General features: G+C 66.7%; 11 protein-coding genes and 1 pseudogene. 4 read left to right on the top strand and 8 right to left on the bottom strand.

What is annotated here, in order from left to right; translation table 11 throughout:
• Positions 1–206: CNNM domain-containing protein (locus tag ACFWY5_RS54920; RefSeq protein WP_379639919.1), on the bottom strand; the 206-nt coding region annotated here is incomplete at its 3' end.
• Positions 207–402: 196 nt separating this feature from the next.
• Between ACFWY5_RS54920 and ACFWY5_RS54915 the strand changes: the two genes are divergently transcribed.
• Entirely contained in the window at positions 403–534 is a 132-nt protein-coding gene (locus ACFWY5_RS54915; protein ID WP_379639918.1) for a hypothetical protein, read from the top strand.
• Between the two features lie 2 nt (positions 535–536).
• Here ACFWY5_RS54915 and ACFWY5_RS54910 read toward each other — a convergent pair whose 3' ends face one another.
• Positions 537–1,064 (bottom strand): hypothetical protein, encoded by a 528-nt coding sequence (locus tag ACFWY5_RS54910; RefSeq protein ID WP_379639917.1) that lies wholly within the window; start codon positions 1,062–1,064, stop codon positions 537–539.
• 673 nt (positions 1,065–1,737) lie between these two features.
• Between ACFWY5_RS54910 and ACFWY5_RS54905 the strand changes: the two genes are divergently transcribed.
• Together ACFWY5_RS54905 and ACFWY5_RS54900 are read left to right on the top strand one after the other, a co-directional pair.
• Positions 1,738–1,962, top strand: coding sequence for a hypothetical protein (locus ACFWY5_RS54905; RefSeq protein WP_379639916.1), 225 nt, complete (start codon positions 1,738–1,740; stop codon positions 1,960–1,962).
• Between the two features lie 12 nt (positions 1,963–1,974).
• Positions 1,975–2,589: pseudogene (locus tag ACFWY5_RS54900) on the top strand (ion transporter); the annotation flags it as partial.
• A gap of 95 nt (positions 2,590–2,684) precedes the next feature.
• Here the strand turns inward: ACFWY5_RS54900 and ACFWY5_RS54895 are convergent.
• The 5 genes from ACFWY5_RS54895 to ACFWY5_RS54875 all read right to left on the bottom strand — a co-directional run bounded on the left by ACFWY5_RS54895 (position 2,685) and on the right by ACFWY5_RS54875 (position 8,398).
• Entirely contained in the window at positions 2,685–2,864 is a 180-nt protein-coding gene (locus ACFWY5_RS54895) for a PspC domain-containing protein (RefSeq protein ID WP_379639915.1), read from the bottom strand.
• 157 nt (positions 2,865–3,021) lie between these two features.
• Positions 3,022–5,520 carry a magnesium-translocating P-type ATPase gene (gene mgtA, locus ACFWY5_RS54890; protein WP_379639914.1) on the bottom strand — a complete coding sequence of 833 codons (2,499 nt, stop codon included), beginning with the start codon at positions 5,518–5,520 and terminating at the stop codon, positions 3,022–3,024.
• Positions 5,504–5,845 carry an ArsR/SmtB family transcription factor gene (locus ACFWY5_RS54885; RefSeq protein ID WP_379639913.1) on the bottom strand — a complete coding sequence of 114 codons (342 nt, stop codon included), beginning with the start codon at positions 5,843–5,845 and terminating at the stop codon, positions 5,504–5,506. The genes mgtA and ACFWY5_RS54885 overlap by 17 nt, the downstream gene beginning before the upstream one ends.
• A 529-nt stretch (positions 5,846–6,374) precedes the next feature.
• Complete coding sequence (locus ACFWY5_RS54880; RefSeq protein ID WP_379639912.1) at positions 6,375–7,547, bottom strand: glycosyltransferase family 4 protein; 1,173 nt, start codon at positions 7,545–7,547, stop codon at positions 6,375–6,377.
• Positions 7,544–8,398 (bottom strand): sulfotransferase, encoded by an 855-nt coding sequence (locus tag ACFWY5_RS54875; protein ID WP_379639911.1) that lies wholly within the window; start codon positions 8,396–8,398, stop codon positions 7,544–7,546. The genes ACFWY5_RS54880 and ACFWY5_RS54875 overlap by 4 nt, the downstream gene beginning before the upstream one ends.
• Positions 8,399–8,499: 101 nt before the next feature.
• On the opposite strand from ACFWY5_RS54875, the gene ACFWY5_RS54870 reads away from it, so the two are divergent.
• Complete coding sequence (locus ACFWY5_RS54870) at positions 8,500–9,714, top strand: acyltransferase family protein (RefSeq protein WP_379639910.1); 1,215 nt, start codon at positions 8,500–8,502, stop codon at positions 9,712–9,714.
• 149 nt (positions 9,715–9,863) lie between these two features.
• Here ACFWY5_RS54870 and ACFWY5_RS54865 read toward each other — a convergent pair whose 3' ends face one another.
• Positions 9,864–10,088 (bottom strand): hypothetical protein, encoded by a 225-nt coding sequence (locus ACFWY5_RS54865; protein WP_379639909.1) that lies wholly within the window; start codon positions 10,086–10,088, stop codon positions 9,864–9,866.
• Positions 10,089–10,606 lie beyond the last annotated feature (518 nt).

Raw genomic sequence — 10,606 nt, 5'->3', positions numbered from 1 at the left:
ACGGTGATGCCGAGCTGGGCCCCGGACAGCATGAACGACAGCCGCTCCATGACGCGTACGGCCTTGGCCGCTTTCCTGTCGCCTTGGTCCGCCTGCTGCGACAGTGTCAGCCGGTCGGCGCTGACGTAGGCGAACTCCTGAGCGACGAAGTAGCCGGTGGCCAGGGTGAGCACGAAGACGGCCAGCAGGCCGAGCGCCACACTCATGTTCGGCCTCCTTCATGGCGGCACTCTGGGCTCGTGGGCACGGACGCCATCACCAATCTCTTCCTCTTCATTTGATCTGACCGGTGTCTCTTCTGCCGGGGCCGGGGACAATCTCGTCGCCTTGCGATGATCTTCCTTTGACCCCTGGAGAAGCTCTTATCGTGCCGGTACGAGAGCGTGTGCGGTCCTTCCTGGAGTGAACGACGCCCAGGCTTCTCCCGCCGAGCTGCGGACGCAGGCCGAACTCACCGCGAAGCTGAACGTGCTCATCAGGCGTGAAGCGGCCGGGCGGGCCGACAGAATGCCGCCGCCTTCCCGGTTGTCGTGATCTCAAGCGGCGCATGCGGAGCCGCGCTTCGAGACGCCCTGTCTCGGCAGCGTCTTTGTCGTTGGAGTGACCGAGGCCGCAGGCCTTGGACTGGCCGGAAGGGACGCCTCCTTGAACACCTCGCCGATCGCCTCGTTGGAGGTGAGGGCGGTGCCACCCGCCCACATGAACGGAAGCGTCACGGCGACCGTGGTCAGCCCTGCCAGCGCCCCGGTCACTGCCTGCGCACGGCGCGGCAGGCGGCCGGGCCGCATCGCCACATAGGAGGAGATCACCAGGACTCCCCAGGCCATGGCGCCCACCACGCAGGCGATGATCACTCCGGTTACCCAGGCGGAGTCGAGGAGAAGTCCGGCCAGTTGTGTCCCATTGGTCATCACGGCGACCGCGAGGACGGTCATGAGGAGGGCGAAGAGCGACAGGGTGACAGTTCCCGTACGCCGCCGTCCGGCCCGCAGGTGGGCGGCGCCTGGCACCAGCACGGACAGAAGCATCCAGCCGATCACCGACCAGACACTCGACTTCCGCATGCCACCTCAGCTTTCCGAGAACACTTGCAGCTTTGCGCAAGCAATGTAGCAGGGGTGAGGCTACAACCCCGGGGTCGAATGCGGCCCGCCCCGAGCCGCGCCGTAGCGGCACCTGGCCGGAGGGAGAGGTCACCAACTTCGCAATAAGTTGTAGAGTTGCGCAATGCAGCAAGCATTTGCCGGTTTTCTCCCCCGGAGGCTCAGGCATGCAGGGGTCGGAACATCGAAGGATCGCAGCCGTGTTGCTCTGGGCGCTAGTGTGCCTGCTCGACGTCTTCGAGCTGGTCCTGGTCGTCTGACGGGCTCCTCCAACGTGAGGCGCTGAGCTGCTGCAGCTCAGTTCGCTCCTCGGGTTGTGATGGATGCCTGTCGATAGCCGTGTCGAGGAGCGGCTGGGCGCGTAAACAGGCCGGTGGTCTTCCGTGCCAGTCAGGCGACTGGAGGCGAGGACGGCCACGGGCCGAGCGTCGCGCCGGCCCGTCGCTCGGCTCTTTCGGGACGGGACCGTTGTGGGTGGTCGTGTCCGCGGATGTGGACGCCTTCTCGAACCGCCTCAACGCTCTGGAGGGCTCGACATGCGGCAAATCGAGTCCGGCATGCCCTCCTGCACAAGATATCCCCCGATGCCCATGATGATCACCTCGTGTGGTCTCGTTCAGGAGATCAGCCGAAGTTGTCAGGCCAAGAACGCGTCGGCGCCATTCTGGAACACCCGCGGGTCCAGCGGGCCATCATCGTCCTCAACGCCATCACCATCGGCTGCGAGACCAGCCCCTATCTGGTGGAACGGGTAGGTGGCGTGCTTTACGCCATCGACCGGGGCGTGCTGGTGATCTTCACCGCCGAGATCGCGGCTCGCCTGTATGCCTACCGCAGGTCGTTCTTCACCGACCCATGAAACTGGTTCGATACCCTCATCGTGGCCGTGGCCTTAGTGCCGGCCATGGGCCCCACCTCGGTTTTACGCGCGCTGCGCATCCTGCGCGCGCTGCGGTTGATCTCGGCGGTGCCGAGCATGCGCCGTGTGGTGACCGCGCTGTTGGCCGCGGTACCTGGGATGGCCTCCATCATCGGCCTGATGATGCTCCTGATCTACATCGCGGCGGTGATCTCGACCAAGTTGTTCGGCGACATCGTTCCTGAGCGCTTCGGCGAACTGCCCCGATCGTTGTTCACCCTGTTCCAGATCATGACCGGTGACGACTGGGGCAACGTGGCCCAAGCGGTGATGGAGCACAAACCGTGGGCGTGGATCTTCTTCATCGCCTATGTCCTGATGTCCACGTTCGTGGCTTTGAATCTGTTCATCGCGGTCGTGGTCAACGCCATGTACGACGGTGAGCCATCTTCGGCCGAGACGCGTGCGCAGGCCGAACTTGAGTCGATCAAGCGAGAGCTGCAGGGCGTCAACGCCAAACTGGAGCACCTGCTGACGGCCGTGCCGGAATCAGCGATCTCGGCATCGAACGACAGCTCGGGCGTCAGCGGGCATCCGAACTCGGCAGTGGGCCTCTCCATTTCCTGATCATGACATGTGCCGGGCGCGGTGGAACGTGCTGATGCATCCGGCTTCTGTCCAACTGCTCTCGGCACTTCGTCGATCGAGGATGCTGTCGTGGGTCAGCTCTCCGGCTCTTGCGGGATGAGAATCCACATGGCTATGTAGACCACCCAGAGCGGTCCGGGGATGAGCGACAACAACAGCCAGAGGATCCGTACGAGGGTGGGCGGCAGGCCCATCTTGTCGGCGAGACCGCCACAGACACCGGCCAGGATCCCGTGCTCTCGTGAGCGGTACATGATGCCCTTCCGTAGGAGTTACGACCTACCCTGCCTAACGTCTGGCCAAGGGCTGGCGCTCCCAATCCACCGTGAGAAAGCCGCTCGCCGCGCCAGACGACTCGGCTGGAGAACGCCCAGGTCATACCCACACGTGAATCTTTGACGCGCAACAGGCTCACAGGGTTTCTCGCAGGCGGGCCAGCACCATCAGCGAAGTGCCATAGACCAGAAGGAGCGCGCAGAGCAGCAGGTAGTAGGAGGCGGGCAGGGTGACCAGGCCGAGTGCGGACGCCAGCGGGGACAGCGGAAAGAGCACCCCGACGGCCATCAGCGCCCCGGTGGCCAGCCACAGGGGGCGTGACACGCGGCGGCCTGGATGCAGTACCAGCATGATGAGGGCCTGGGTGAAGAGGTTCTCCACGAACCAGCCGGTGTGGAAAGCGGCTTGGCCGCCGTCGATGACGAGCCGGTCCAGCAGGATGAACGTGGTCACGTCGGCGGCGACGTTGAGCGCGCCGAAGGCGGCGATGAACCGCAGGAGGCCGTTGGGTCTCAGCCGTAGGGGGCGGCGCAGGGTTTCGGCGGCTGGGCGGTCGAAGGCGAAGGCGAGCTGGGCGGCGTCGAAGCACAGGTTCTGCACGAGCACCTGAACGGGCAGCATCGGCAGGAACGGTAGTACCACTCCGGCCGCGAGCATCGCGATCACGTTGCCGACGTTGGACGACAGGGCGATCCGCAGGTAGGTGATGATGTTGGCGGTGCAGGCCCGGCCGCCCGTGATCGCCTGCTCGATCGCGGTCAGGTCCTTGGCGGCGACCACGATGTCGGCGGCCTCTCGGCTGACGTCCACCCCGTTGCGCGGGCAGATGCCGACGTGTGCCGCGCGCAGGGCGGGCAGGTCGTTGACCCCGTCGCCGAGGAAGCCCACTGTGTGGCCGCCGGCCCGCAGCGCCCGTACCAGCCGGGCCTTGTCGGCGGGGGTGCAGCGCGCGAAGATCACCCCGCCGCGGGCAATGTCGACGAGTTCCTCCTGGTCCAGCTCCCGCAGGTCGTCGGTGACCACGACCGCGTCCGTGCGCAGACCCAGGTCATGACAGGCTCTGGCAGCCGCGCCCGGATGGTCACCGGTCAAAACCTTGATGGCCACACCCCGCCCGGCCAGATCGGCCAGCGCGCTCGCCGCGTCCGGCGCCAGCGCGTCGCTCATCGCGACGAGCCCGGCGAAGGTGAGCCCGTCCTCGACCCTGGAGTCATACGGTTGGCGCCGGGCCGTCCCGACGGCGAGCACGCGCAGGCCCTCTTCGGCCAGCCGCGCGGCCTCCTCCCGAGTGCCGGGCGGTAGATCGGCGCATCGTTCGAGCACGTCATCGGCCGCGCCCTTGACGATCAGAAGGTGGCCGTCCTCCAAGCCCACGAGCGCCGACGATGTCCGTGAGGCCGGATCGAACGGTCTGGCCGACACCCCTTCGCCGGGCTCCAGATCGGGTACGGCCCGCAAGATCGCCTCATCCAGCGGGTCCGGCACGGGAATGTCGGCCAGGTGAAGTGTCCAGAAGCTGTTGAGGGCCGCCCACTCCAGCGCGCGTGGGTCGGGGCCGGTGACGTGGTGGAGCTCGGGCCGGTCCTCGGTCAGCGTGCCCGTCTTGTCGATGCACAGCACGTCGACAGCGCCCAGGTCATGCAGAGCCGGGAGGCTCTTGACGATGACGCCCCGCTCGCGTGCCAGCGTGGCCGAGCCGCGCGCCAGCGCGGTGGTGACGACCACCGGCAGCATCTCCGGCGTCAGCCCGACCGCCACCGCCACGATGAACGGCATCGCCTCCAAACCACGTCCCCGGACCAGCGCGTCGGCCACCAGAGCGACCGGCGGCACCAGCAGCATGAACCTCACCAGCAGCCACGAGATACCGTTGACCGATCGCTGGAAGGCCGACACCTCCGGGACGGCGCCCGCGTCCACACCGGCGAAGCCCGTGCGCTCGCCGGTGGCGACGACCACAGCTTGTGCGCTGCCCGAGGCGACGCTCCCGCCTTGCCGGCACAGGTGATCCTGCTGACCCGGCCGCGGCAGATCGACGGCGTGCAGCGGCGCGGGTGCCGACTCGCCGGTGAGCGCCGCCTGCAACACGGTGAATCCACTGGAGCGCAGCAACCGCACATCAGCCGGAACCAGGTCGCCCGGCCCGAGCTTGATCACGTCCCCCGGTACGAGGTCCTCGACCGGCAGTTCGCGAGCCCGGGACGGTGATGTGGCAGACGATCGGCGCACGACGGTGGTGGTTGCCGGGATCAGCGCACGCAGCGCCGCCGCCGCGCGGTCCGCCCGATACTCGCCGGTCACGCGCAGCACGCAGCTCACCGCGACCAGGATCACGATGACGCAGGCCGTACCCCAAGAGGAGATCACCGCCGAGACCACGCCGAGACCCAGCAGCACGAGCGTGAACGGATCGCGTGCGGCGCGCACCAGCCGCGATGGCCAGCGCGGCGGGCGACGCGTCGGCACTGTGTTGTCCCCGTACACGGCAAGGCGTTCTGCGGCCTGCGCCTCCGTCAGCCCCTTCGGCCCGGTGGACAGCGTCCTGAGCAGCTCGTGGCGGGCGGAGCCGGAGACATCGTCCAGGCGCAGGCCGGGCTGGAGTGTGGGCGCCTGGCTCTCAGGCGCCCAGACCACGCGCGGACTCCGGAATCGAGTGCACGTTCCGCCGGCCGATGAGCAGGCGGACCGTCTCCACCACGTCGGAGTCGTCGACCAGATAGACGACGCGGCGTCCTTCTCTGCGGGATTTGACCAATCCCGCCAGCTTCAGCTTGGCAAGGTGCTGGCTGACGGCGGGCAGTGCGCCACCGACACGATCGGCCAGGCCGGTGACATCGCATTCGCTCTGTGCCAGTGCCCAGACGATGTGCAGTCGCTGGTGCGAGGCCAGCATCGCGAACACCCCGGCAACTTCCGTGAGCACCTCGGCGGGTGGATCGTCGAAGGCGTCGATCGCCATGTTGGCACTCCTTCCCGCCTACTCCGGCGGGACCCAGTTTAGATCGAAAGGGGTACGCGGCTCCGCCGGTGCACGATGAACGCCCCCGCCAGCCCGGCCAGGCTGGCACCAACGAACGCGGCACCGGTTGCCGTCATCTCGAGCCGGGGGCGATATACGTCCATGACGGCCACGCGCCCATCGGTCGGAGCAGAGTCGAATTGGCGAGTGCCGAGATCGGCGGCCACGCAGGCCAGGACGGCTGCTGAGTACCGCCTCCGTCTCGGCCATGGAGGGGCTTGAAACCACGATGCGAAAGAACGGCTCGGTCATGCCGATCAGCGGGAACTGCCCATCATCGGATGCGCCGAGCCTGGCACGGACCTCCTCCGTGCTCAGGGTGGACACCGTCGTCCGCAAGGAAGGGGTTTGCAGCAGCAACGGGTTCGTGTGCACCACACTGCTTTCCCTGCGGTGCTGGGCCGGGGGCACGGTTTACGGGGCGAGCACTCCTGCCGCCACGACGACGAACACGGCGATCGTGTTCACGCTAGGGCCAGTAGCTGTCGGTGATGCGTTCTCCGCTCAGCAGTTCGCCGAAGAAGTCCTCCCACATCGGCATCACGATGTCGGGAGCGTAATCACGGGCCGTGGCGGCGGCTGCAGCGCCCATCCGCAGGCGGCGGTCCCTGCCGGCCATGAGGCCATCAAGCGCGAAGGCGAAGGCGCCCACGTCTTCGGGCGGGATGAGCAAGCCGTTCCTGCCATCGCTCAACGCGTCGGCGGGGCCGGTCGGGCAGTCGAAGGCGACGACGGGCAGTGCATGGCTCATCGCCTCGATCATCACCATGGGCAGGCCCTCGAAGCGCGAGCTCAGCGCGTAGATCGATGCCGCGGCCAGTTCCTGCTCCAGCACGGGGGTGCGGCCCATGAGGTGGATCCGCTCGGCCATGCCGTGCTGCTGGATGGCGGCCTCCAGCTGTACGCGTTTCGGGCCGGTCCCGAAGATGCGCAGGTGCCATTGCGGGTGCTGGTGTGCCGCCTCGGCGAAGGCGGGGATGAGCAGGTCGAAGCCCTTCTGATGGACCAGCCGTCCGGCTGCCACGACGACGGGGTGCTCTTGCGTGGATGGAGTGGTGTCAGTGGCGTGAACGGCGTTGGGAATGCGCACGACGGGAATTCCTGGCAGGGTGCGGCGGTACTCAGTCCGGCTGCGGTGGGTCAGCACGCTGATCGCATCGAGCCGGCCGTAGTGGCGGAGGATCTCCTGGCGGACCGGCTCCTTATAGGCGCCCAGGTTCATGTGCTCTTGCGCCACCTTGATCACACGCTTGGAGCCGCGGCGGGCCGCGATGAGGTTCAGCGCGGGGCGGGTGGTGACCAGGATGCCGCCGTCGAGGCCGGCGACGTAGTCGATGACAGCCTTTTCAACCCGTTCGGTGAAGTAGCCGGCGGCGAACTCCCCAAGCGGGACGATCTTCCCGCGCGCACGTCTCCAGGCTTTGCGGGGCAGGGAGTCGGCGAGTACGCCGTCGCGCTGGTCTACCAGGGTGACGAGTTTTACGCGGGGGTCAATGGCGAAGTGGGGCGTCTGGCGGCGGCGTACCACGCTGACGACCTCCACCTCGTGGCCGAGCCGGGCCAGCGCAGAGGCCTGGTTCAATACGGTGCGGATGGTTCCGCCCATGCCATAGGCATGAAGCAGGAGAAAGCGGATGTTCATGGCCGCGCCTTCGGTAGGTAGCCCCAGGCCTTGCACATCGGCTTGAGGATTTCGGGAACGGCCTCAGGGGGCGGCAGCTCGCGGCCGGGCTGGACACTCCCGGACGTGATCTTGTCCTTCCAATCGCCCAGGCCCTTGCGGACCACGTCCGGCCGGCCGTACCGCAGCATGTCCGGTTTCCAGCCCAGGTTGAGGAAGTCGCAGACGGAGCGTGTCACCCGCTCGGGGTCGGTGGTGAGCTCCTCGTAGCGGATGGTCAGCCCAGGCAGGACCTGCCGCGCGTGATGAACGGCCTTCATGTAGCGCAGGGCGTCCGCCACGGCTTCGTCACGGGTGCGCTTGTCGGGGCTGGCCTCGTACCAGGACGCCGCGATGGACGCGGGATGGCGGAGCAGGAAGATGAAGCGGGCATCGGGCCAGCAGGTGGCCAGCCGTGCGTGGGCGAAGGCGTTGGCCGGAGTCTTGTCGACGAGATAGCGCTTGCCGCTGCGTACCAGCTCGCGGTGGAGGACGCGGTCCCAGAGCAGATGTTCAAGGTCGGCCTGGTTGTGGCCGAGCTCCTCCATCGCCTGCCGGGCCAGCGGGGTGTCAAAACCCACCGCCAGCCGCCGGATGTGCAACTCGTGCGGAGCGTGAAGCTCAGGGTGGGCGTCGAGCATTGCGCGCAACAGGGTCGAGCCAGAACGCACCGGACACAGGATGAACACCGGAGCGACGAGCAACCTGTCGATCTCGGGTTCTTTCGGGGGCCGTACCTGAGCACGATTTCGAGTTTCCGGGTTTTCCTGCCGCTTGAGTTGGTATCCCGTGTGTCTGGCCAACGCCTTGTTCACGATGCGTTGCCATGTCATGCCGAGGGAGGCTATCCGGGCTTTCTGGTTTTTTCCTGGGAGTCTTTTCGCCGCTCTGACGTTATTTCTCCTGAAGATCGTCTCGGTGGGCTCGGCTAGCGTTGGGGAGCATACCGCCCACGCAGACTGCCGCCCCCCAAACCGCTCGGCAGAGCGAAGGTTCCAGACTTGCCTGGCTGGATGCCCTGAGGGGTATCGGTGCTGTTGCCGTCGTCGCCGAGCACTTGCTCACGTGGGCGATGCCGTGGCTGCGCCCCATCTCGTTCAACATCGGCATGTACGGCGTGCTCGTCTTCTTCCTGGTCAGCGGCTACATCATTCCGCTGTCCCTGGAGCAGCGCGGAGACCTGCGGGCTTTCTGGGTGGGTCGCTTCTTCCGGCTCTATCCGCTCTACGTCGTGGTCATCGCCATCATGCTGGCTCTTTCCTGGTGGATTCCCATCCGCTGGGAGGTGCCGCGCGATCCGTCCGCCATCGCCTCCCATGCCACGATGTTGCTCGACGTGGTCGGTTCGGCCGGGGTCGTCAACACGATGTGGACCCTGTCGTACGAGATGGTCTTCTATCTGCTGGCCTCGGCGTTGTTCGTCACCGGTGTGGGCAAGGGACGCGGGCTGATAGCGGTCCTTCTGGGCGTGACCGCCCTGGTTGCTGGGCTATTCGTCTCGGGTCCGGCATTGTCTGGCCCGTGGGTGGCCTGGCTGTCTTTCGGGGTGTTCGTCCTCGGCCTGGCCGCGGTCATGGCGGGCCGGTTCCGGACGGTGGCGGCCGTCGTCCTGGGGGCGATGGCGTTGAGCCTGCTGCTGCTGAGCAGCCGAGTTCCCTGGTTCAGCATGGCGATGCTGGCCGTGATGTTCACCGGTGCGGCCATTCAGCGCTGGGATCGGGCGTCGGGCCCCCTGTGGCCGGTGGCGCTGACCGGAGTCACCGTCGCCGTCGTCCCGGTGTGGGCGCTCAACGCGGGCTGGTGGTGGGTACAGCCAGATGTCTGGATCACCACGGTCGTGCTCGCGGGCGCCACATTCGCGGGCGGGATGGCCTTACGGGAGGCCCGCATGCCTCGGGTGCTGACCTGGCTCGGGCTGATCAGCTACTCCCTCTACCTGCTGCACCTCCCCCTTCTCACCGTGATCATCCAGCTCGTGGGAGATCTCAGATGGGCAGCAGCACCGGTGCAGATCACCGTCGGCACTCTGTTTCTCCTAGTGATCATTCCGGGTAGCTGGCTCAGCTACCGTTTTCTCGAACGCCCCATGCAGCGTCTCGGCAGACGTCTTGCCCGGCCGGGGCGCGAGGACCGTGAGCACCGAGCGTGAGGATGCTCGTGCTGGTGGAGTGATCGGGGCTCCCGGTGACGGCTGGGATCCGCCGCTTCCCGAGCGCACAGGCGATCATGTTTTCCGCGACCAACGAAAAAGGGGCAGGCGCCCTGCGGCGCCCGCCCCCTGATACGCGTGGAGCTGTGCTACTTGGCCAGGTCGGCGAGGGTGGTAATCGTGACCGCGGCACGGATGGCCGACAGCCGGCCCAGGTCGCCGATGGTCTTGACGCCGAACGCCTTCTCCAGAGCCTCGGCGTCGGACTTGCTCACGCCGTTGAGCGCGGCGACGGGTGCGTCGGGAAGCTTGTCCAGCGAGGTCTCCTCATAAGCCTTGTCGAGCAGCTTGTCCAGGTTGGCGGAAACCGCCATTGCGCACCTCCGAGTGCATTCGCGATCAGGGGATGGACCGATAGGACGGACCTATGGGGCATCATCTCAGGAAAAATCGCCAATGATCATGCTTTGGTACAACCTCGTGACTCGCCGGGCACCGCTGGCGCATTCGCGTGCCGGGTCGCCTGGTGCTCGGCACAAGCACTCTTCGGTTTGAGCGACAGCACAAGGTCTCGACAACGCCCCGATGCGGTCATGTGGGCCCCACGAGGCCCTCGCCCGTTACGGGCGAGGGCCCTCCGACGTCAAGCACTCGGGAACAACCAACCACCGGACGGGGCAGTGGTCCCATTCAGGGCCTCAGTTGCGATAGTCCTGCCTTGGTAGCGGGGGCCTCCAGCGAGGGCGCACTCACCCGCTCATGGCATTGTGGCGAGAGGCGCAAGACCCTTGTTCCACAACACCCCGACGAAGCCGTTGACGGCACTGATCACGACTGTTCGCGTTCAACCTCGGCAAGTCCACGAACAGGGTCGCGCCCACCTCCCATCAGT

Origin of the sequence: Nonomuraea sp. NPDC059007, assembly GCF_042740555.1 — a bacterium.
GTDB lineage: Bacteria > Actinomycetota > Actinomycetes > Streptosporangiales > Streptosporangiaceae > Nonomuraea.
This window is presented reverse-complemented; position numbering and strand designations above follow the sequence as displayed.

Coding starts and splice junctions, on each gene's coding strand:
- ACFWY5_RS54895 (WP_379639915.1), bottom strand. CDS start 2,864: ATGTACCGCTCACGAGAGCACGGGATCCTGGCCGGTGTCTGTGGCGGT.
- ACFWY5_RS54910 (WP_379639917.1), bottom strand. CDS start 1,064: ATGCGGAAGTCGAGTGTCTGGTCGGTGATCGGCTGGATGCTTCTGTCC.
- ACFWY5_RS54865 (WP_379639909.1), bottom strand. CDS start 10,088: ATGGCGGTTTCCGCCAACCTGGACAAGCTGCTCGACAAGGCTTATGAG.
- ACFWY5_RS54875 (WP_379639911.1), bottom strand. CDS start 8,398: ATGACATGGCAACGCATCGTGAACAAGGCGTTGGCCAGACACACGGGA.
- ACFWY5_RS54880 (WP_379639912.1), bottom strand. CDS start 7,547: ATGAACATCCGCTTTCTCCTGCTTCATGCCTATGGCATGGGCGGAACC.
- ACFWY5_RS54885 (WP_379639913.1), bottom strand. CDS start 5,845: ATGGCGATCGACGCCTTCGACGATCCACCCGCCGAGGTGCTCACGGAA.